Source organism: Streptomyces cacaoi, assembly GCF_006539165.1.
GTDB lineage: Bacteria > Actinomycetota > Actinomycetes > Streptomycetales > Streptomycetaceae > Streptomyces > Streptomyces cacaoi.
Map to the genome: position 1 here is coordinate 129090 of NZ_BJMM01000006.1, position 21313 is coordinate 150402.

General features: G+C 69.1%; 18 protein-coding genes and 1 pseudogene. 5 read left to right on the top strand and 14 right to left on the bottom strand.

Features of this window, described 5'->3' with window-relative positions; all coding sequences use genetic code 11:
- Positions 1-63 precede the first annotated feature (63 nt).
- Positions 64-426: a DoxX family protein gene (locus tag SCA03_RS08165; protein WP_030874065.1), complete on the bottom strand. Its 363-nt coding sequence runs from the start codon at positions 424-426 to the stop codon at positions 64-66.
- Positions 427-574: 148 nt separating this feature from the next.
- Complete coding sequence (locus SCA03_RS08170; RefSeq protein WP_030883882.1) at positions 575-1084, bottom strand: cupin domain-containing protein; 510 nt, start codon at positions 1082-1084, stop codon at positions 575-577.
- Between the two features lie 79 nt (positions 1085-1163).
- Here SCA03_RS08170 and SCA03_RS08175 point away from each other — a divergent pair, with 79 nt between their 5' ends.
- Positions 1164-2015: a LysR family transcriptional regulator gene (locus SCA03_RS08175; RefSeq protein WP_086814446.1), complete on the top strand. Its 852-nt coding sequence runs from the start codon at positions 1164-1166 to the stop codon at positions 2013-2015.
- A 98-nt stretch (positions 2016-2113) separates the two neighbouring features.
- Here SCA03_RS08175 and SCA03_RS08180 read toward each other — a convergent pair whose 3' ends face one another.
- On the bottom strand, positions 2114-2506 hold the full coding sequence (locus SCA03_RS08180; RefSeq protein ID WP_086814447.1) for a VOC family protein: 393 nt from the start codon (positions 2504-2506) through the stop codon (positions 2114-2116).
- A 372-nt stretch (positions 2507-2878) separates the two neighbouring features.
- A complete protein-coding gene (locus SCA03_RS08185; protein ID WP_170297836.1) occupies positions 2879-3826 on the bottom strand; it encodes a TIGR03564 family F420-dependent LLM class oxidoreductase in 948 nt (315 codons plus the stop codon).
- Positions 3827-3969: 143 nt separating this feature from the next.
- Between SCA03_RS08185 and SCA03_RS08190 the strand changes: the two genes are divergently transcribed.
- A complete protein-coding gene (locus tag SCA03_RS08190; RefSeq protein ID WP_030874055.1) occupies positions 3970-4536 on the top strand; it encodes a TetR/AcrR family transcriptional regulator in 567 nt (188 codons plus the stop codon).
- 318 nt (positions 4537-4854) lie between these two features.
- Here SCA03_RS08190 and SCA03_RS08195 read toward each other — a convergent pair whose 3' ends face one another.
- Positions 4855-5988, bottom strand: a complete 1134-nt coding sequence (locus SCA03_RS08195) for an FAD-dependent oxidoreductase (RefSeq protein ID WP_086814449.1) — start codon at positions 5986-5988, stop codon at positions 4855-4857.
- A gap of 107 nt (positions 5989-6095) precedes the next feature.
- Here SCA03_RS08195 and SCA03_RS08200 point away from each other — a divergent pair, with 107 nt between their 5' ends.
- Positions 6096-6782, top strand: a complete 687-nt coding sequence (locus tag SCA03_RS08200; RefSeq protein ID WP_030874053.1) for a TetR/AcrR family transcriptional regulator — start codon at positions 6096-6098, stop codon at positions 6780-6782.
- 248 nt (positions 6783-7030) lie between these two features.
- Here the strand turns inward: SCA03_RS08200 and SCA03_RS08205 are convergent, their stop codons facing one another.
- Both SCA03_RS08205 and SCA03_RS08210 read right to left on the bottom strand, forming a co-directional pair.
- On the bottom strand, positions 7031-8947 hold the full coding sequence (locus tag SCA03_RS08205; protein WP_086814450.1) for a C69 family dipeptidase: 1917 nt from the start codon (positions 8945-8947) through the stop codon (positions 7031-7033).
- Positions 8948-9620: 673 nt separating this feature from the next.
- Positions 9621-9817: pseudogene (locus SCA03_RS08210) on the bottom strand (IS5/IS1182 family transposase); the annotation flags it as partial.
- Between the two features lie 490 nt (positions 9818-10307).
- Between SCA03_RS08210 and SCA03_RS08215 the strand changes: the two are divergent.
- Positions 10308-11267: a hypothetical protein gene (locus tag SCA03_RS08215; RefSeq protein ID WP_141275279.1), complete on the top strand. Its 960-nt coding sequence runs from the start codon at positions 10308-10310 to the stop codon at positions 11265-11267.
- 345 nt (positions 11268-11612) lie between these two features.
- Here SCA03_RS08215 and SCA03_RS08220 read toward each other — a convergent pair whose 3' ends face one another.
- Both SCA03_RS08220 and SCA03_RS08225 read right to left on the bottom strand, forming a co-directional pair.
- Complete coding sequence (locus SCA03_RS08220) at positions 11613-12002, bottom strand: hypothetical protein (RefSeq protein ID WP_086814451.1); 390 nt, start codon at positions 12000-12002, stop codon at positions 11613-11615.
- 210 nt (positions 12003-12212) lie between these two features.
- The gene (locus SCA03_RS08225) at positions 12213-12806 is read right to left on the bottom strand and encodes a TetR/AcrR family transcriptional regulator (RefSeq protein ID WP_086814452.1); all 594 of its coding nucleotides are present in this window, start codon (positions 12804-12806) and stop codon (positions 12213-12215) included.
- Between the two features lie 85 nt (positions 12807-12891).
- Between SCA03_RS08225 and SCA03_RS08230 the strand changes: the two genes are divergently transcribed.
- The gene (locus tag SCA03_RS08230) at positions 12892-13812 is read left to right on the top strand and encodes an NADP-dependent oxidoreductase (protein ID WP_086814453.1); all 921 of its coding nucleotides are present in this window, start codon (positions 12892-12894) and stop codon (positions 13810-13812) included.
- A 617-nt stretch (positions 13813-14429) separates the two neighbouring features.
- Here the strand turns inward: SCA03_RS08230 and SCA03_RS08235 are convergent.
- From SCA03_RS08235 to SCA03_RS08255, 5 genes are all read right to left on the bottom strand, one after another.
- Positions 14430-15050 (bottom strand): TetR/AcrR family transcriptional regulator, encoded by a 621-nt coding sequence (locus SCA03_RS08235; protein WP_030874029.1) that lies wholly within the window; start codon positions 15048-15050, stop codon positions 14430-14432.
- Positions 15051-15278: 228 nt separating this feature from the next.
- The gene (locus SCA03_RS08240) at positions 15279-16631 is read right to left on the bottom strand and encodes a flavin monoamine oxidase family protein (protein ID WP_086814454.1); all 1353 of its coding nucleotides are present in this window, start codon (positions 16629-16631) and stop codon (positions 15279-15281) included.
- Between the two features lie 440 nt (positions 16632-17071).
- Positions 17072-17632, bottom strand: a complete 561-nt coding sequence (locus tag SCA03_RS08245; RefSeq protein WP_051855371.1) for a phosphatase PAP2 family protein — start codon at positions 17630-17632, stop codon at positions 17072-17074.
- A 104-nt stretch (positions 17633-17736) separates the two neighbouring features.
- Positions 17737-19050 carry a diacylglycerol/lipid kinase family protein gene (locus SCA03_RS08250; protein ID WP_230988537.1) on the bottom strand — a complete coding sequence of 438 codons (1314 nt, stop codon included), beginning with the start codon at positions 19048-19050 and terminating at the stop codon, positions 17737-17739.
- Between the two features lie 705 nt (positions 19051-19755).
- Complete coding sequence (locus SCA03_RS08255; protein WP_141275280.1) at positions 19756-20604, bottom strand: complement C1q domain-containing protein; 849 nt, start codon at positions 20602-20604, stop codon at positions 19756-19758.
- Between the last annotated feature and the right edge of the window lie 709 nt (positions 20605-21313).

Genomic DNA, 21313 nt, shown 5'->3' on the forward strand with positions numbered 1-21313 from the left:
GATGTCTGCCCTGCCCCGTGGCCTTCACCGGCCTCGTGGTCCACCGACCTGCCCCGACCAAAGTCACAGCCAGGTCGTCGCCAGCCAGACGGTGACGGCCGCGGTGAGAAGGAGCGTGATGTTGAGCGCGATCTGGCGGTCTCCGCGGCTCAGGTGGACCCTGGTCGCACCGATCTGGAGGGCCACGAACCCGATGGCCGCGGCCAGCGCCAGCCAGGGTGCGATGCCGGTCAGCGGTGGGAGGACCAGCCCGAGCGCGCCGAGCACTTCGATCAGCCCGATGGTCCTGACGGCCGGCATCGGCGTGCTGTCCACCCAGGCCATCATCGGGCGGAGCTGATCACGGCTGCGGACCACCTTCATTCCGCCCCCGTAGAGGTAGAAGAGAGCGAGGAGGCCGGCGACGATCCCATATGCGACGTTCATGATTCCCATCCACGGCCACCAGTTGTCGGTGACCACTTCTCACCAGCAGAAGACCAAAAGTGAACAAGCGAGTGCGTAGGCGACCCGGACCTTGAGCGGGAGGAGCCGCCTGAGCTGCACGGATCCGGTACGGGGCAGCGGGGCGGCGTCATCCCTCCGGCTTCGGGGCGAAGTCGGTGGCGGGTTCGGTGGCGTAACGGCTCATCACGCGGATGTTGGCGTCGGGCGTCAATGCCTGGCCGTCCGCGGCCATGTCCTGGAGGTCCCGGAAGTACTGCACGTACAGGTCCGGTGTGAACGTGCTGAGCATGACGGCCGGTTGGTCGGTCGTGTTGGCGAAGGTGTGCGGGGCTCCGGGCGGGACCATCACGAGCGTCCCGGCGGTCGCGTCGTAGTCCTGCTCGCCGACCGTGAACCGGATCGTGCCGGAGATGATGTAGAAGCCCTCGTCGTGCTGGGCATGTCGGTGCTGCGGCGGTCCGGGCGTGTGCGGCGCGAGGACGGACTCGGCGATCCCCAGGCGGCGCCCCGTGGTGCTGCCGTCTTCGAGGACGCGCATGCGCGTGGTGCCCAGGTGGATCGTCTCGCCCTCGCCCGGACCGACCACCGACACGGCGGGGGTGGCGACCGGCTCGATGGCCTCGTGTGCGTCAGTCATGCCTCGATTCCACGGCAGGGCGCGACGACTGTCCAAGACCCGTTCCGTGGCCTCGATACCGTACGGGTATCGTCGCCCCATGGAGCTACGCACGCTGCGCTACTTCATGGCGGTCGCCGAAGAACTCCACTTCGGCCGGGCCGCCGCCCGGTTGCACATGAGTCAGCCGCCACTGAGCCGGGCGATCAAGCAGCTGGAGAGCGAGGTCGGCGCCGCGCTGCTCGACCGGTCCTCCGCCGGCGTCACGCTCACTCCGGCGGGGGCGGTACTGCTCGACGAGGCGCGCGCCCTGCTCGACCAGGCCGACCGGGTACGCGTACGCGTGGCCGCGGCCGCCGGCGCCGCGACCCTCACCGTCGGCCTGCTGGGCGACAGCACCGACCCGGGCGCGACTCGGCTGGCCACCCTCTACCGACGGCGGCATCCGCACGTCGAGGTCCGCATCCGCGAGGCCGATCTGACCGATCCCACCTGCGGGCTGCACGCCGGAGTGGTCGACGTCGCCCTGACCCGCGAGCCGTTCGACGAGACGGGGCTGACCGTGCACGAGCTGCGCACCGACCCGGTGGGAGCGCTGCTGCGCGCCGACGACCCACTGGCCCGCCGCGACAGCCTGAAACTGGCCGATCTGGCCGACCGTCGCTGGTTCCTGTTCCCGGAGGGCACCGACCCCGTCTGGCAGTCGTACTGGAACGGCGGGGAACCTCGCGAGGGCCCGGTGGTGCGGGCCGTCCAGGAATGCCGGCAGGCCGTTCTCTGGAACGGCACGGTCGGTATGACGCTTCTGGGGCATGAGCCGGGAGAGGGGCTCACCGTGGTGCCGCTGATCGACATGCCGCCGAGCCGTGTGGTGGCGGCATGGAACGAGGGCGACCCGAATCCACTGATCCGCTCGTTCGTCCAGACGGCGACCGCCGCTTTCCAGGACTGAGCCACTCACCGGCGGTACACCGACACGAACCCGTCGTCACACCGCGCACGACCGTCGAGCGCGGACGGCACACGGGGATGGGCTCAACAGGTATGGGTTCAACAGTAGGGATAGGGCGCGGTGATGAACTCGGTCAGAACCGTGCCGCCCGGATCGAGCGCGTAGACCCCGCGGCCGCCGAACAGATGGTTGATCTCGCCCTCGTGCGTCTTCTGCGGATCCGACCAGAACCTGATCGACTTCTCCCTCAGGCGCCTCAGTATCGAGTCGAACTCGTCGTCGGTCACGAGAAAGGCGAGATGGCTCTCGTTGATGCGGTCCGGCGGGACGAGGGCGTCGGCGAAGTCGATGCCGACGCTGTTCGAGGTGTCCACCTGGGTGAACAGGCCCCAGTCGCACGGCGTCGGGGCATCCATCAGTTCGGCCAGGAACGCGGCGGACTCACGCCGGTCACGGCAGTGGACGATGAGGTGGTTCAGCTCGTTGGGCATGGTGTCTCCTTGCGGGAGCGAGAGGGGAGGAGTTCCGGCCGGGCTTCCAGGGGTGTGCGCCGGGAACGGGTGCAGCTTCCCGGCCGGTTGCGCGTCGCCGCCCTGGCGGACGGCCTCCTGACGGAGGGGGGGACCGGCATCCTCGGGACCGCGTCTTCGGAGTCGGCATCTCCGGGGCCGGTTGCGCTCGGGCCCGACGTCGTGGCGGGTGGCGTTCGCGTGAACTGCGCCCTCTCCCAGCCGCGTTGGAGCCTGCGTTGCAGAACTTCCTCGATTCCTGGAGGCGATGGATCGCGCGGTCGGGAGGCATTGCCGTGCTCGCGGGCAGAAGGGACGGGCGAGGGGAGGGGGCGCAGCCGATACGGCCCCGGTTCACAGGCGTTGGGCCAGGCTCCAGGTCCGTGCGCGGTCTTCCGGGCCGAAGAGGTCGGTGTGGGTGATCATGATTTCGGTGGCCCCGGCGTCGAAGTAGCGGCGCAGACCGGCGGCGACGGTGTCCTCGTCGCCGGCGATCAGCAGGTCCGCCGCGCTCGACAGTCCCTCGGTCGCGATGACCTTCCGGTAGGACGGGATGCTGTCGTAGAAGCCGAGGGCGGCCGATACGCGTTCGCGTGCGGCTTCGGCGTCGTCGGTGACCACCGCGGGCACCCCGGCCACGATCTGCGGGGCCGGTCGCCCGGCCGTCGCGGCGGCTTCGGTGATGACCGGCACGATGCGTTCGGCGAGCGTGCGAGGCCCGGCGAGGAACGGGATCGTGCCCTCGGCCAGTTCGCCCGCGGCCGTGAGAGCCCGCGGCCCCATCGCCGCCACCAGGACCGGGATCGCCGGGGAGGCCCCGGCCACGGCTGTCGAGCCGACCGGGCGCGACGCCAGCGTCTCTCCTTCGAAGGCGGTGTCTTCGCCGTCCAGCAGCGGACGCAGCGCGGTGAGGTACTCGCGCAGGTGCTGGATCTGCGGCGGATACGCCAAGCCGAACTGCGGCTCCAGCACGGTGCGTGCACCGAGGCCGACGCCGAGCCGGAATCGCCCTGCGGTCGATGCCTGTGCCGTCTTCGCGGCCGACGCGAGCAGCAGGGGATGGCGTGGGTACATCGGCACAATCGCGGTGCCGACGTGCACCCTGGGCTCCGCCCGGCCCACGAGCGCCGCGAGCTGGGGCGCGTCGTAATCCGACGCCTGCCCGAACCACACGGTCCGCACGCCGGCGTCGGCCACCTCGTGGGCGAGTTCCACGGCCCGGTCCACGACGTTGGTCACGCCCTGGCCCTGCGCGAACGTGCCTCCGAGGAACACTCCTAGTCGCTTTCCGGCAGCGTTCATCACCAGCTCCTTCGTCTGATCCGGTCGCTACGACCCGTGTCGTCCTCGTGGTCGCAGTCGCTGTGTCGCAACACCAGCGATTGCAGTCTCTGAAATCACCGTACACCTTGATTGCAGTCTCTGAAATCGCTACTCTGCGTGGCATGGGACGATGGCCGGCCGGCGCACAGGAACGGCTACAGGAAGCTGCGATCGAGCTGTTCACCGAGCGCGGCTACGAACGCACGCGGGTCGCCGAGATCGCGACGCGAGCGGGTCTGACCGAGCGCACCTTCTACAACCACTTCGCCGACAAGCGCGAGGTGCTCTTCCCGGGGCAGGACCGGTTCATCGCGGACATCCGGGAAGCGGTGGTCGCGGCCCCCGCCGAGCAGGCCCCGCTCGACGCGATCCTCGCGGCGTTCACGGCCGGCAGCGACTGGTTCGATCAGCGTCGGGAGGCGGCACAGCGCCGTAGGCGCATCCTCGACGCCCACGGCGATCTGCGGGAACGTGAACGGGCGAAGACGGCGGCACTTGGTGAGGGGATCGCCGACGCGCTGCGCACGCGGGGGGTCTGCGACCCGGCGGCCACGCTGACCGCCGCCGTCGCCGTCGCGGCGCACCAGCTCGCCGCAGCCCGGTGGTCGGCCGACCCGCGGCATGGCGCGCTCAAGGACCACCTGCGGGACAGCTTCGAGGAGCTGCACCGCACCGCACGCACCTGGTAGCACCCGCTGCACCGACCGCCCTCGGCCGTATCGGCCTGACGGTCGGCTCGGTGGGGATCCGGTGCGCCGGGCAGTCAGCGGGAGCGTCGGGAAGCGGTTCTCATCTGCGCGCTGGGCTCTGTCCGTTCCCTGCGGACGGGCTGGACGCGCGCCGAGAGCCGAAGCTGCTGTTCGACCACGTGGCGAGCTGGACAGGGACGACGACGGCCGCCAGGACGGAGTCGACGCCGGGGACCCCGCGCGTCGGAGCACCGTGTGCAGAGCACCTTGTGTGCAGCCCGGCGTCGGGCCGCCTGGCGCTGTGCGTGCGGCTGCGGATCACACGTGGGGTTCGGTCCCGGTCATCAGGGCGAGCAAGCTGTGGGGCGCGTGGTCGTCGATCATGATCCTGTAGAAGCCGTCGTCGTCCGATTCCACGGTGGCGGCTCGGGCGGACATGGAGTGTTCGTGCGCGGCGAGCGCGGCCTCCGCATCCCCGGGGTGCACGGCGAGGGCCCGGCCGAGTGCGGCACCGTCCTGCATGGCCAGGTTGGCGCCTTCGCCGTTCGGTGGCCGCAGATGGGCGGCGTCGCCGAGCAGGGTCACCCCCGGCACGCGCTCCCATCGGTGTCCGGCCGGCAGCGTGAAGACGGGGCGCAGGACCGGCGGAGTGCTGCTGTCGGCGACCAGGGCTCTCAGTGCTGGAGCCCATCCGTCGAACTCCTTCGCCACCCGTGCGGCGAGGGCTGCGGCATCGGTGGTGTCGACGTCGGCGAACCAGTCCCGGGGCTTCTTCAGCTGGGCATACGTGTGCACGGTTCCACCGCCTTCACGGTGGGCCAGCAACCCCTTGCCCGGCGCGAGCGCGAACAGCGAGCCGGCTCCGACCGCCTCCGCGGAGGCCGGGTGAAGGGCTTCCGCGTCGAAGAGGAACGTCTCCACGCTGTAGACGCCGAAGTACTCGGGAGTGGCTTTCGAGAGTACCGGCCGCACGCGCGACCAGGCGCCGTCGGCACCGACGAGCAGGTCGGCGACCACGGGGGTGCGGTCGGCGAAGTCGACCCGGTGCCGGCCGTCACCGAGGGCCTGCACGGCGGTGACCTTGTGGCCCCAGCGGACGGTTCCGGCGGGCAGGGAGTCGAGCAGCAGCTGTCGCAGTTCGCCGCGGGGTACCTCCGGGCGTTCGCCGGTCCCGGTATCGGGCAGATCCAGCAGCACCTTTCCCGCTCGGTCCATGACCCGGTACGCCTCGCGGCCCGGGAGGATCAGCTTCTGGAACTCCTCGATCAGTCCGGCCTCTTCCAGAGCGGCCTGTCCGTTGTGGGGGTGGATGTCGAGCAGGCCGCCCTGGCGGCGGGAGTCCGGCGCGGGATCGGCCTCGTAGACCGTGGCCGGGATGCCGTGCACATGCAGTACGCGGGCCAGCGTCAGGCCGCCCAGACCTGCTCCGATGATCGTGACAGGCGTCGTCATGGTGTCCTCCAGGAGCTCGGGGCTGCCGTGGCGCCCTCTTTGGATCGCCACTCCAATCACGCTAGCACGAGGTTGGATCGACGCTCCATCGATGCGATCCTGGGGGCATGGCGAAGAGAACAGCGACGGGATCGGCGCGGGCTCCGAGGCGGACGGACAGCCTGTCGAGGGAGCTGATCATCAGGACCGCGATCGAGATGCTGGACAGCGGTGGCGAGAAGGCGCTGACGCTGCGCGCGCTCACCGTGCGCCTGAGCACCGGCTACGGGGCGATCTACCACCACGTCGCGGACAAGAGCGATCTGCTGGCGACGGCCGCTGACGAGGTCATCGCCGGCGTGATGTCCGGCGCGGTCGACGACGCGGACCCGCGCACTGCCCTGCGTGCCCTCGCCGTCGGTCTGTTCGACGCGATCGACGCCCACCCCTGGGTCGGGGCGGAATTCTCCCGCCGGCCATGGCGGCCCGCGCTGCTGGACTTCTACGAGGGCGTCGGCCGCCTGCTGGACGCCTTCGGTGTTCCGGAGAAGGTCCGTTTCGACGCGGCCGGCACGCTGGTGAACTACGTCCTCGGCGTCGCCGCGCAGAACGCCGCGAACGCACGGCTCCTCACGGGCAGCGGCACGGACCGGAAGACCTTCCTGGAGAACGCCGCCGAGCAGTGGGCGCAGGTCGACCCGGGCCGCTACCCGTTCGTGCACGCGGCGACGACGCACCTGGGGGAGCACGACGATCGCGAGCAGTTCCTCGTCGGGGTGGACATCTTCCTCGCCGGCATCTCAACCCTGCGCTAGAAGTCCCCGGCACCCACCGCCCCGCTTCGCCCTCCGGTGCACAAGACGTCACGGCTGTGCGGTCGCGGAGGGAGAACGGCATCCCGGTCCCCGGCGGTGATGACACGCTCCTGCGCGGATGTTCGGGCGGGCGGGCGCACCGGAGCGGCCCGGCAGGCCCCGGAGTGTGGGGCCGGCCGGGCCGTCGTCAGTTCGGCGGCCGGGGTGTCACCGGGGAGCCGGGACGCCGGTGACGGCCGGTGCGGTCGTCACGCACGCCGCCGCGAGCGCCACAGCGCGGCCGCGCCGGCGAGGAGCGAGACCGCGGCGATCGCCCACGGTGTCCACGTCTGCCAGGCGGGATCCGAGTCGTCGTCGGCGGAGTCGGCGGAGGCGGCCGCGTTGCCGGAGATGCGTGCCGAGGCGTAGTCGGGCACCTTGTCCGGGTCGCCGTAGTGGCCGGCGCGGTCCAGGGCCGAGCCGTCGGCCCAGCCGCCGCCGACGTCGCAGTTCATCCGCTGGCGGGAGGGCTCGTCGCCGCGCAGTGACATGGACTGGGAGCGGGCCGAGGCGGTGCTGCCGTCGTCCTTCGGGGTGTCCTCGGGCTTGTCCGGCTTGTGCAGGCCGCCGTCGGCGCGGGACCTGTCGAGGATGTCGTCGAGCAGATGGTTGCCCAGCTTCAGGCCGTCCAGGGCCTGCTGGTTCGTGTAGTCGGTGAGGACGCCGGCGGCCTTGTCGGGGTCGTCGCCGGCGGTCTTCTGCACCTTCTTCCACTCCTTGATCTGCTGGGCCTCGAACCCCTCGAAGGCGTCGGTCACCTCGCCCAGATACTGGCGCGGGCGGGCGCAGGTGGCGTACATCAGGCGCTTGAACGTCTGGGTCGCCGACTCGGTGGCCTCCTGCTCGGCGTACTCCGGGTCGAGGTAGTCGGCGGACGCCCGCGCGGTGAGGTAGCGGTGCTGGGTGTACTCGACGGGCAGCTTGCGGGTGCCGATCGCCACCGGGATGTAGGGCGCGGTCACGGCCGCTGTCGGCGCCATCCACAGCGTGGCCAGCTGCGGGTCCTTGAGGTCGGGGTCGATCTCGGCGACCTGTCCGTATCCGGAGCGGTCGTCGGACCAGCGGGGGTCACGCACGATCCGCATCATGTCCTCCAGCCGTATCTTTCCGAACTCGCGGAACTCGGCTTCGAGGGAGACGGGATTCCGGTACGGGGCCGGGTCCTTGGGGTCGGCCTTCTTGCCGACGGGGAAGGACTTCGTGGGGAACGGTTCCTGGTAGACCTTCTGGAGGTCGAAGGACTTGTCCTTGTCCGGGTCGTACCAGCCCTTCTTCTCGGCGAAGGAGACCAGGTTCTTCGAGCCGATGAAGTCGGGGTTCTTTCCGTTCACCGCGTCGGTGGGGAATTTCTTGATGTAGCCGGGGTAGGAGACGCGGATGTCGTCGGGGCCGAGCCGCTGTGCGGCCCACAGCCCCTTGCCGCCGGCGAACTCCAGAAAGACCCACCCCTCATTGGCGTCGGCGAACAGATGCGAGTTGCCGCCGTAGGTCGTGTAGCCGTGCTTGTCGATGAGGTCGCCGAGTATCTGCACCGCCTCACGCGCCGATCCGGCACGTTCCATCGCGATCCTGGACAGGTCGGAATACTGCGGCCCGGTCTGGTCCTTGGGTGTCATGTCCAGCAGTTCCTTGCGGGAGTTGGACCAGACGTCCCGCGCTGCCAGACCCTTTTCGTTCAGCCCGCCGTTGGTCAGCGGGGCCGGCATACCGGTGAACTCGGAGTAGTTGGAGGTGAGATAGCGGTAAGTGTGCCGTGCCTGCGGGATCTTGGTGAGCTTCCCGGGCATGTCGGCCTCGTCGGTGGCCCCCACCGTGATCTTCGAACCCTTCGGGTGGTCCTGCGCAGGCACCACCTCCATCCAGTGACTGGACGGTTCGTGCCCGAACCCGCCGAGCATGGTGTGACCGGTGGCCGACCGGTTCTTGCCGACGTAGACGGCGAACGACTTGTCCGGCTGCCGAAACGCCTTCCCGGCCCCGCGTTTGGACTTGCCCGGACCGGCCGAGGTGTCGGATCTGGCGGAGTCGTCCTCGGCGGCGAAGGCCGGCGAGCCGAGGGCGGTGACCGTCAGAACGGATGCGGTGAGGGCGGCGAGGGCGACCGGGGAAGGCCGGGATCGGCGCATGTTCTCTCCTGTTGACGTCGGACACGAAATCGGTCGTGGCGTCGGCCCGAGGGGATCGTCCGCACCTTGCCGCGGCGGGCACACGATGCGGCCGGTATCGGACACCGCGGTTGCGGAACCGGTTTCCGAAATCCTGCACAATGCCGGGCCGGGAACCGGAACGACGGCTGGAATTCCGCACGTTCCGGCATGCCAATTGCCATGAGCCTAGCAGCAGCGCAGAGGGAGATAGCTGGTGGGTCCATGCGTTCCGAATTCTGGGCGGTGTGCGCGTGCCTACTGATTTCGTCGTTGCCGTCCTGACGGCCCGTCAATCAGTTTGCCAACTCACGTGAATGCGCCGGTCGTTCCACTGAAAGCGCAAGCGTGGTGTCGTCACCGTGGGGCGAGTACGCGTCAGGTGCCGGTGAGGCGGCAGGGGCCAGGCCCGACGAGCCGTGCGTCGTCGGCCCTTGGTCGGCCCTTGCTCGCGCGGGGTGAGCAACTCGGCATCGAGCAGCGGCGATGACGCCAGTTCTTCGCAGGCCAGGGCCCTCGGCCCGTCCTGGGCCCACGACTTGCGCCGAAGCTGCGACCGATCGGATGCTGCCCGCAGGTTGTAGGCGATGACCGAGGCCTCCTCGCCCTGGGTAAACCGCTCGGCCGCCTCGCCACCCTGAACTTCTCCCGGAAGGCCGCAGCGGCTGGTGCTGCACCGGCCTTGCGGAGGATCCGCCGTTGCTTGAGGCGGGCGGAGGCGCGTTTGTCCGGTGCTCGCAGTCGGGCGTGGTCCCGGTTGTACTGCCGGTAGTGCTCGGGAAGTGCGTGGTGGCGGTAGTAGGGAGTGCGGACAGTGGCGCCGGCGCCCTGGTGGGACCGGTCGGCCAGGACGTGTTCGGCAAGGCCAATTGCTAGCGTTGGCCATCGCTTTGCAAGGTGCACGTGGAGGGGAGGCTCCTTGCGCCTTGCGTGACAGAAACGGGAGGCACACGCGCCAAGTTGGGCGTGGAGTGGAAGGGGAGGGACTTGGGTTCCGAAGCCGGTGGACAGATACAGACCCCGGGCGAGTGGGAGAAGCCGCACAAGCGGAAACCGGATCCGGGCCCGCCGGGTGGGTGTGCGCCGAGGGATGGTGATCCGGCGCACAAAGAAGAGGACAAGCGGCGCATCACGGTCGAAGTGATGGGTCCGAGGCCCTCAGGGGACACGAGGACCGCCCGCAAGGCAAACCGGGGATATCTCAGGGGTGCCGATGGCGACTAAGCGTTGGTGGGTCCTCGGCTGTGTCGTGCTCGTAGTCGCTGCTTCGGCCTTGGCCGTGGCCCAGCTGCGGAAACGAGACTTTCAGGCAATTTGCGACGGGGCTGTTCGGGGGGGGTCCTTGCGATATGCGATCGGCGATGGCGGCATCAAGGCTTCCGATGTTGACGAACTGGATTCAGAACTTCCGTTCGGTCGCTTGAGTGAGTGCAGAGCGAGTGCCGAGGATGATTCTACGGGTCTCACTGTCGCTGTGGGGAACCTTGAGTCCTCATCGCTGATGTCCGAGCTTTCCGGTCATAGAGACCTCACAGGTTTGTCGGGAACTTCTGCACCCATGGGGGGCGGTTGGCCCGGCGTATTGACAGTGAAAAACAAGGACATTGCCTATGCCACCGTGGTTCTGAAGTGTGGACGTTCAGCGCCGCATGAGGGGATTTTGGTCAACGTCAAGCAAATGCTTGTCGAGGGGGAAGGGAACTTTTCGAGCGATAAGCGGAAGCGGCTGAAGCTGGCGCAGTCAGGGGCTGCGATAGCGAGCGACGTCAGTAAGAAATGGGAATGCGGATCCCAGCTGGGAGGAGAGGTGGACAGAGCGCCGGATGATGTTGCTGTCAACAAGCCCCTCCCACTGTCACAGGCGACCGGGACGTGTCGGGCCATGCGTCCTCTCGCTGCGACTGCCAAGAAGTGGGGCATCACGAGGGCAGCGTCAACCGGATCCGACAGCAGGGCCCCTGCGCAGGACTGCGTGCTGTCGAACTCCAAGGGTGACCGAGTTTATCGGCTCTCGGCGCTGTACGGCCCATTGGAAGCGGGGTTCCGAAAATCGAGCAGCTCCCTGTTTCAGGTGTCCGGAAAGGCGGGGCGGAAAGAGAAAAACCCGGGATGGGCATGGGCCGGCGCCAAGTGCCCTGATGGCTCCGATGCGGCTCTCTTTACCGCGAGCAGCATCGAGCACTCAAAAGAGAATAAACGCCTCATCGTTGGTGCGGAGTTCGAGACGAAGATGCTGGGCGCTTTCGCCAGAGACCTTGGAGGGCGGCGCGGGTGTGATGACCCCTCCCTCCCGACCGGCTGACGTGAGCGATCGCAGGAAGGCGGATTTCTTGGCTCATGGATTTTCTGTTGGCGGGCTGCGGAGTGCATATCGGCTGAAGTAAGCCGTGCCAAGGGGGAGTTGGGGCAGTGTGTAGCGTGTCTTGAGCGCGGGATGGCTCGGGGGCGACGCGACACTCCAGGTAGTTGCCGCGTGCGGGCGCCCATTGGCTGAGCGCCCCGGAGTGGTCCACAAGAGCATTGCCCATGGCGCCGGGCGACCGCCGATAGAAGAACCGGTTTTGGAGTCGCACCTCTTGAAGAACGTGATGCGTTCTTTGGCGCGGGACAACGCGGCGCGGCGGACGTTGCGCGCGTCCCAGGAGTCCTACACCACGAGTACGCAGATCAGCCATAGGGCTATCCCACGAGGTGTGTCCCGAGGTTTCCTGTCGCGGATATCTCGCCCGGCCGTTTCCTGCTCCGTCATCATCTTGGCCATCGGGCGGCGAAACGGCCATACCGTGGCTATCAGGGAGATGAGGACAAGGGTGAACAGCGCGAGGAGGGAGCTCTCCGTGTAGCCCTTCGCCCAGTAGGAACCGAGCATTGCCGGAACGCCGGCCAGGGGGACAGCGCTCATCCGGCGCCGCGCCTCGGGTTCAGGCACCCAGGGGACCATGAGCCCCCAGAATGCGACGGCAGCCCCGGCATCGATGACCACCAGGATGAGGTCCCATTCCGGCGGGTCGAGGGTCACGTGTTCCAGGCCGATCACGACGGGGCCTTCGGCCGTACGTAGCAGGTTGCCGGGCCGCCCCGATGCGGATATCTGGCGGGCCTTCGGCCTCAAGCCGCACCTGGTGGCACGGTCAAGCTCTCGAAGAACCCTTCGTCCGGACGAAGACCAGGGACGAGATCCGAGAGCACCTCGCGAGATGCCTGGACCGAATTCCCGACCCGGGACACTGGGTGTCGGCCCTGTACGTCACGTCTCCTGAGCAGGAACGGAGCCGGGCAGGACACCGTCGGCGGTGACGGCGAGCAGGTCCGCCGCGCTGGTCGAGAGCGCCTGGGTGAATCCGGCTCGCTCGTCGGCCATCCAGCGTTCAGTGGTCAAGCGGAGCACAGCCATGCCGATATCAGTGGCCAGCCGTGCCGTCTGCCGGTCGCAGCCGCGTTGCACCAGGGCGGCGGTGAGGACGTCTGACAGGGATGCCAGCTTGATCAGTTCGCGTTCCTGCAACGGCGGATTGGCGGCGATGACCGCAGACCGCTCTCGTAGGAACGCGCGGGAACGGAACACCTCTGGCGCGGTTGCGAATGCGGCCAGCAGTGTCGGCAGCGCACCGGTGTCCGCGGGAACGGCGTCGATCGCAGCGACGAGATGCTTCTCAAGGTCCTCGCTGCCGCCGAACAGCGCCTCACGCTTGTCGGCGAACCATCGGTAGAACGACCGCTCGGTGAGGTTCGCGTGCTGCGCGATCTGCGCGACTGTCGTGCGGTCGTAGCCCTGCTCGTTGAACAGGTGCAGCGCTGCTTGTTCGAGCCGACCGCGAGCGTTCCCTTCCCACCGTGCCATCCCGCAACTATAGCGACAGCAGATGCTGTCGTCACTCTGCTAGCGTGAGTGATGACAGCATCTGCTGTCACCGTGAGGAGACTTCATGCGCACCCTGCGATTCCACGAGTACGGAGCACCGCTCAGTGTCCTGCGCCTCGAAGACGCCGAACCACCCAGCCCCGGCCGGAGCCAGATCCGCGTCAGGGTCCAGGCGTGCGGGCTGACCCCGGCGGACTGGGCGCTGTGCGGCGGACTCTTCGCCGGCGATCTGCCGCGCGGTATCGGGCTCGAAGTGTCCGGGACGGTCGACGCGGTCGGTGACGAGGTGACCGGGGTGGAGATCGGTGACCCTGTGTTCGGCCCAGCCCCCTACACGGGACCGACCGCCGGCGCGTCGGAACAAGCGCTCCTCGACACCTGGTTCCCGCGTCCGCCGGGGCTCGCCCCGGCCGCCGTCGCCGCGCTGCCGATGGCGGTCGAGACGGCCTACCGTGGGCTGGACGAAATCGGCGTCCGCGACGGCACAACCGTGCTCGTGCACGGCGCCGGCTCCACCGTCGGGTACGCCGCTGTACAGATCGCCCTTCAGCGTGGGGCGCGGGTCATTGCCACCGCCGGTGAGACGTACGCCAACGCCCTGCGCGCCGTCGGCGCCGACGTCACCGGTTACGGCGACGGCATGGCCGAGCGGGTCATGGCGATCGCGGGCGGGCCGGTCGACCTCGCCCTCGACGCAGCACCGGTCAGCAATGCACTGCCGGGGCTCGTGCGCACCGTCAAGGCGCCAGAAGACGTGCTGACTCTCAGCGACTTCGCCGCGGCCGAGGAACTGGGCGTGCGTGTCAGCTTCGGCACCCGTACCACGCAGCGCAACGACGTGCTCGGCGGATACGCGAATCTGGCGGCCGAGGGCCGCTTCTCCGTACCGGTGGCCCGCACGTTCCCGCTGGAGGACTGGCGGACCGCCGCCGAGCTGAGCCAGTCGGGGCAGGCGCGCGGCAAGCTCGTCCTGGAGATCGGCTAGTGGTCTGTCGGCCACCGCCGGGGCGAACACGGAAGGAGCCTCGGTCGGCCGCTCTCGGTGGCCGGCGTCGTCCCGGTAGCCCTGTCGCGTGCCCTTCTCGCCGTCAGGCGGGGGCAGTTGCTCGTCGGTGAGACGGGTGAGGGTCCCGGCCTGCTTGCGGTTCTCGGCGGCCAGGCCACTGACTGCGGAGGCGAGATCGTCCAGCTGCGGTCCGGTATCCGTACCGGCTCGTGCCCGTCGGCGGGCTCGGCATCGACATCCCTTTTTCCACGCGGGAGTTGGGGCGACACGAATGCGGCGAACGCACGGTTCGAGGCGGCCGGGAATCCAGGCGTGGGCGGCTCAACTTCCACACTGACAGCGGCAGAAGGTCGCAGATGGTGTGAGGAGGCGTGCCGCCTGGAGGGGCTGGCGAGGTACGACGCCGTACTCAGTGCGGTGAGTTGGGCGGGGGCGCCCGACGCCAGGGGCGGCGGTCAGCGCGCATCGTCGGTCGGCGTCGAGGCGACGAAGAAGGCGGGAGCCGGATCTGCCGGATGCCGGAACGCGGTTGCTCGGCTGTTCAGTCGCGCCCGGGGACCGTCCCGCGCGCGGGCGCCTTCCCCTGCGGAGCCCTGTCAGGCGTAGGACTCCAGATACGCGGTGATGAGGCGGCGGGCCTCGTCGATCGTGGCTTCGTCGCCCTCCGGTGTGCGGCTGAACGCCACGTCGAAGAGGCGGTTGCCCACCTCGAAGGACAGCTGGACGGCGAGCAGCGGGGTGTCGGCGGAGGCGAGGCCGCGGTCGATGATGTGGAGCCAGAGGCGCTCCGCCTGCGCCTCGTCGAAAGCGTGCACCAGCTCGGCGAGGCTCTCGTGACGGCCCTTGAACCACAGCTCGGCACAGCTCGGGTGTGCGCGGAAGTAGTCGAGGAGGAGGTCGGTCATCACGTCGACCGCCTCGCGCAGCGTCTGTGCCCTGGGCTTGTCCAGAACGGCCGCGATGAGCGCGTCCAACTCGCTCATGTGCCGCCGCAGGAGTTCGGCCTCGACGCGGTGCCGGTCGGGGAAGTAGTGGTACATCGAGGCGGTCGGGATGCCCGCGCGATCGCCGACCGCCTTGAGCGTGGCGGCCTCGTAGCCCTGCTCGGTGAGCAGCGCCTCGGCCGCGTCGAGGATCGCCCGCCGACGCTCCTGGCCACGGCGTTGGACACGGGACGTGGGCTTCTGCTGCCCGTCTGCCGCGCTGCTCTCGAACACGATTCGAGATCGTATCAGTGGCATCAGTGGCTTACCCGCGCCCCTTCAGGCATCTACTGGCCTGGTGCAGTGCACCGGAACCAGGCCGCGGCGCGCGTGGCGGGCAGGCCCGGAGAGCCCCCTTCAAGGCACGCGGGGCCTCGGGCCTCTTCACCGGGATGCTCGTCAAGACCTCGTGATGTTCCCCGTCCAGGGACAGGTCGGCGATGAGCGACGGGCTCCTCGTCGTCACTTCAGGCTTGCGAGGACCGCCTTCGCCGCGTTCTCGCCCGACGTCGCCGCATCGGCGAGCGAAGGCATGTCGAGCTGGTAGTCGCCGGCCAGATGGACCGGTCCGAGAGGGCTCCGCAAGGTCGGCAGGGACTTTCGGCCTCCCGGCGCCCAGAACGGCACCACCCGGTGGTGGCGGCGCACGATTCCCTGCCCGAGCTTGCCTTCGAGCTGCGGGTAGACCGAGAGCAGATTCTTGGCGAACCGAGCGGTGATTTCTTCGTCGGTGAGTTTGAACAATTGGTCGGCCGTGGCTCCGCCGGCGAAACAGGCCAGTGCGCCGCCGGGCTTTCGTGCGCCGCCGGTACGAACGGCCGCAGCGTGGTTGAACATCGCCTGGAACGAGAGCTGTGGCGTGGAAACCGCGAAGAAATCGTCCCAGGGCTGCGGCCCCTCCTCGTCGGTGAAGAAGCCGACAATCACGTACCGGCCGTATCGGATGTCGTCGAATGCCTCCCGATGAGCCCGCGGGAGTTCCGGCAGAATCCGCAGGGCGATATCGCTCGGGACGGCGACGACGGCGCGCTGCGCCCGCACCCGAAGGTCACGGCCCCCACGGACGTAGTTCACGACGACCCCGTCTCCGCTCTGCTCCACGGACCGGACGGTCGCTTCGAGCCGGAGGCGTTCGCCCAGGTCGGCGGCGAGTACGTCGGTCAGCGTCTGATTGCCGCCGACCGGCAGGGCGAAGTTCGGCACCTTGGCAGGGTCCGTCATGGCGATGCCGATCGACGTCACCAGCTGGGTCGCGGCCGTCTCCCCGGGCTCGCACCCCATCCACTGCCCCGACCACGAACGGACCATGGACTCGACGATTCCGGAACGGACGCCGCGCAGAAGGTGCGAGGCGAGGCGTTGGTCCAGTGTGGCTCGCACCTTCTTCGCCATACGGCTGTCCGAGTCCACGAACGGGGCCGCCGAAAGGATGCGGGCACCGACCATCGCCATACCGAGCTGGTCCGTGAAGCGCATCCGTGTGCGGAACATGAGCGCGATCGGGTCGGACATGTCGACCAGCCGCCCGTTGAGAACCAGTGCCACGCTTTTACCTGCGAGAGATCCCATCTCGATGCCGTGGTACTGGAGCGCGTCGATCAGCGGCCCGGTCCCCTCGGTGAACTGGGTGCCGACGTTGATCCAGTAATCGCCCTTCCGTACGGTCTCGACGCGCCCCCCGGGCCGATCCGACGATTCGAGAACGAGGACGTCGGTCTCCTCGGCGAGGGTGGTGGCTGCCATCAGCCCCGCCATGCCCGCACCGACGACCACGACGTCGCAGGTCTCCTCGCGCATCTGCTGTGCGGCGTCCATTCCACCCAACTCCCGGGATCGGTCGATCCGGCGGCCCGCAGCGACCGGCCGTGGTTCTACCGCCCCTCGCCAGGGTGCCGTGCGTACACGTCGCCGGATCCGAATTCAGAACTCGATTCGGGTTCGAGTATAGGGTGCCCGGACGAGCCCACCGCGTCGGGGCCGGTCGCGGGAGGCACTCCGGAGGGAGATGGGCGGCGCCGAACACCTCCAGCGACCGCCGTGCGCCCCGGGCGGCTTCATCGGCGTCGTCGGGGAGAAAGGCGTCAGGCCCGGCCGGGCCGGACCGCGACCGACCCGATCGACACCGCGGGGACCGCACACCGAAACCAGAGCCGCACGCACCAGTCAGGCGCGGTTTCGCGGCTGTGCGAACCGACTCCCGTGCGGTCCATGCCGGATCAGCCGCCGTGGCGACCCGACGTGGGAGTGTCCAGCGGTCACCGGATCCGCCGGCAAGTTGCACACTCCCGTACCGCGGCGGCGCTCGCGAGGCCGAGGAGCGCGCCCGCGGCCACATCCGCGGGATAGTGCACGCCGGTGTGGACGCGCGAGTACCCGACGGCGGCTGCCAGGAGGCCGAGCGGCGGCCCGGCCAGGGGCAGGACGGACCCGACGGCGGCGGCGAACGCGACGGCCGAGGCGGTGTGTCCGGAGGGGAACGAGGCCGAGGCCGGCATGGGCACGTGCCGGGCCATGGCCACCCGGGCCGCCTCCCGGTCGGGACGGCTCCTGCGAACCAGGCGCTTGCCGACCAGATCGGCCGAGGCGGAGGCGACGGCGATCGCCCCGACGCCCGCGGCCGCTGCCTGCCGGGGGCGGCCCGGGACGGTGGCGAGGGCGGCGGCGAGGGCGAACGAAATCCTGGAGTGGTCGGCCGCCTGGGACAGCCGCCGCAGCGCCGTGTCGAGCGTGGGCGCGGGGGTCGCGGCCACCGCCGCGTAGACGGCTCCGTCCAGGGCACGCAGGTCGCGGAGCGTGGCGTCGATACGCCCGCGCAGCGTCGCCGACCGGGGTCTGTGCCGCCGCCCGTCCCTGTCGGCCGCGGTGCCACTGGCGGCGAGACCGGTGACGGCAGGGAGGGCCCCCTCCTCCCCGGACGGCCTCACCGCGCCCGCCCCAGGGCGAGGGCGGTGATCCACCGCCAGTTCAGCGGCGAGCTCGGCGCCACGCTCCCGGGCCGTACACGGGGGACGAGAACGCGCAGCGCGTGTCGGCGCACGGTGCAGACCACGGGTGGGGAGAGGGCCAGCGCCTCGCCGTCCACGGCGACGGGCAGGGTGTCGGCCCCGGCGGTGATCTCCACTCTCCGCGCCGTCTGAACGGTCAGCCCCGGCGCGCGCTCTCCCCGCACGGCGAGGTCGGCCGCCTGTGCCGCGTTCTCCACCCGAAGGCCGATCACGCCGAGCTTCCCGCGGTCGAGTCCGGGCCTGCGGCCCCCGGCCAGTGGATCCTGGGTGGCGTAGGGGTTGTTGCTCACCAGGACCGCCTGCTGTCCGACGAGCCGCTTCTGACCGGCGGTCGCGTCGACCCGCCCGCTCGCTTCTTCGAGCAGTTCGGGCAGCAGCCCGAGGGCGGTCTCCGTCTTCGCGGCGCGGTACTCCGGTCGCTGGACGATGTCCGCGTACACCCCGAAGGACACGGTGTTGACGAACGGCCGCCCATTGACCGAGCCCAGATCGACCCGGAGTTCCTCGCCGTCGGTCAGGGCGTCGAGGCAGCGGACGGGGTCCGCGCGGTCGAGGCCGAGGTCCATGGCGAAGTGGTTGCGCGTCCCGGCGGAGATCACCAGAAAGGGCAGGTCGTGCTCGGCGGCCACCGCGGCGACCAGCGCCTGCGTGCCGTCGCCGCCCGCCACCCCGAGCAGATCGGCGCCGTCCGCGACGGCCGTGCGTGCCAGCGCCTCCACGTCGGTCCCGGCCCGGGTGTCGAGCAGGTGCACCTGAGCGCCCAACTGCTCGGCCCGCTCCACGAGCCCGAAGCGTCCGACCTTCGCGCCACCCGACTTCGGATTCATGATCAGGACCGGCCGTCGGGGCGGCGGTGCGGCCCTGCCGCGCATCACGTACGCCTTCCCGGTGGCACGCACGGCGCCCCACCCGAAGAGCACCGCCACCCCGTCCAGCCCGAGGGCCACGAGCGCGTGGATCCACACCCCCACACCGATGTAGTGGACCAGCACCCCCGCGGGCGCACCGACCGCGAGGACCGCGCCGCAGACTCGGAGTGCTCCACGGCAGGCGACCAGCCACCACAGGCCCACGGCGAGCCCGACGATGCCCACGAGCCCGCTCAGGACGATCAGTGGCCCGGCCTCGACCACCGCCAGAAGCACCACCGCCACCGAGGCCGCCAGTGTCAGCAGCGCACAGCAGGCCAGGATCCGTGCCGCTCGCCGCCTCTCTCCGGGGCGACTCACAGGCGACCACCTCCGGCCTCCATCCTCGCCCGCTCGGTGTCACCCGGCGAACGGGCGGCTCCGAGAGGGGCAGGCTCTCGCCGCGGCGTTGCCGCCGGACCCCTCCTCGTCCACGGCAAAGGCGGAAGAGGCGTCGAGCAACCCGCCGGGGCTGCTGTGCGCATTCACCGCAACATGTCCGTGGTGGCGGCCATTGGCCTGGCTGGCGAGTGGGCGGTGTGCTTCGGCGTCTCCTCGTCTCCTGCCGATGGCCCGTTCGACCTCAGTCGTCGGCATCTTCCGTGAGACACCTGGCCGCGGCCCGAGGCGCAGACCATCGAGCCCGCTCGATGGAGCGGCGCCGGGCGCGGACCGTATCCGGAGTGCCGGGCGGCGGGAGACCCCTCCACCAGCTCATCGCACTGTGACGACCGGATACGTGCGAGGGGACGAGCAGTTGACGGCCGGCTCGACTGTTCCTGCTGCCACGCGAGTTGCGGCGTGGGAAGCGTGGGGCAGGGAGCGTGCGGGCTCCGAGCGCAGATGGATTCCCCTGCCGCCGGTGGAGCGTTACGGAGGGCATCAGGGAGCTGAGGACGTCGTTCCGAGGCGCCCGCATGACCGCTGCATACCGCTCGCTCCCTTGCCGGTCGTGCTTGGTGACGCCGGGGCGCCTTCCGTTGCCCGCTCCTGCCCCGGGACCGGCTTCAGGCTTGAGGAGGAGTGTCAGGTGACCCACGAACGCCAGTCACAGCCTTCCTCCCTTTTCTTCTGGCAGTCAGTGATAGAGAATTTGTCCGCGGCGTACATGAACACCTGCTGCGGTCGGGCCGGAACGCCCCTTGTGAAGAACCTCTTTTTCCCGTCTTTGAAGCGCTGCTCATGTGCTCCTTGAGAGTCCCGGTACTCCGCCTCGAATTCCCATGCGCAGTCCTGCGTCCCGGAGGAGACCTCCATGCGTACCCCGCCCGGGGTGGCCCCGTTCCCCAAGTCGATCTTCTTGTGGCTGAAGTAGGGTTCCCCGACTCCTTCTACTTGGAGGTCGCCGCCGATGATGGGTGGTGTATTGTCGGGGAGCTTGAACAGCATCGTGCTGTAATCTCCCACTCCCTGCGGTGGGAAGAGGATCATGGCCTTCGCTGCGGCCGGCTTGCAGTCGATGTTCTCGGCGTGCACGCCGGAGATGGTCAGGCTTTCCGTTCTTCCGCTGAAGAAGTCGATGAGCCATGTCTTCGAGTATCCGCCGACTTTGTCTCCCGGGAACGCAAGTCTCTTGCCGTGGTGCGATTTCACGAAGTTCTTGAGGTCCGGTTCATCTTTACCCTCCTCCAGGTCAAGACCTGTGAGATATTTACGTTCCGCTGAGGTGAGTGGATGGTCGAACAGGACCACCTGGCTGTCGGGTGGAGGAGGGTCCACCCTGGTGCTTGCGGTGAAAGCAGGTTCTTCCTTTTCGATCTTCTCGTCCACGTCCTTGGCGTGACGGGCCGTGCGTTCAGTGGAGAAGTAGTCCAGCATGTATGTGAACGCCCAGCCCACAAGGGCAAGCGCGATGGCCACGGCCAGTGATACCAAGATTCTCCTACGCCTCGCCGAGGGCGGTGAATCGGCCACTCCCGGCAGCGCTACATCAGCGACGAGGCGGGAGAGTCGTTCATCTGTCCCATCCGCGTGGGTGTCCGCTCTCGTCGGTGGCGGGGCCGGTGCAGTGCCCGCAGTAGAGCTGGAACAAGACGTTGGGCCCGAATTCTGGTGCTGCTCCGGTTCGCTTCCCCCGGAAGCCCCCGGGGCCCCGCCGCTTGTCGATCGGTCTTCCGGTGCGTCGCCGTCAGACACGAGCCCCCCGTAGATGTGAGCTGTCGGTGAACCAGCGTCATGATGGCACAGGGCGGTTGGTGCCCTCCGTGCCTTTGCGGCGCTGAGTCACGGTATTGCGACCGTCGATCTGTGACCGGCGCGGCGAGGCGCGGTTGCCGACCTGCGGTTTCGCCGAATTCGGCTGTCCGACGAAGTGACGGGTGGGGGAGAAGGCGGAGCAATGGCCGCTTTGTGTGTGAGCGGTACAGGGGAGCGGGGCAATGGATGTGCGAATTTGCCAGTGCTTCGGGAGAGGGACAGCGGCAGTCGCGGCCGGAGCGCTGCCTGTCGGCCGTGGAGCGAGAGATCGGCTCCTGGAGCTCAGGGAGCGGCGCGGCTCGCGTGCAGCAGCCCAACCTTCGCTGGAACGAGCGCAGTTCGGGTCATCGTGTGTGGATGAGCCGGGAGATGTGCGCGACCAGCTCGT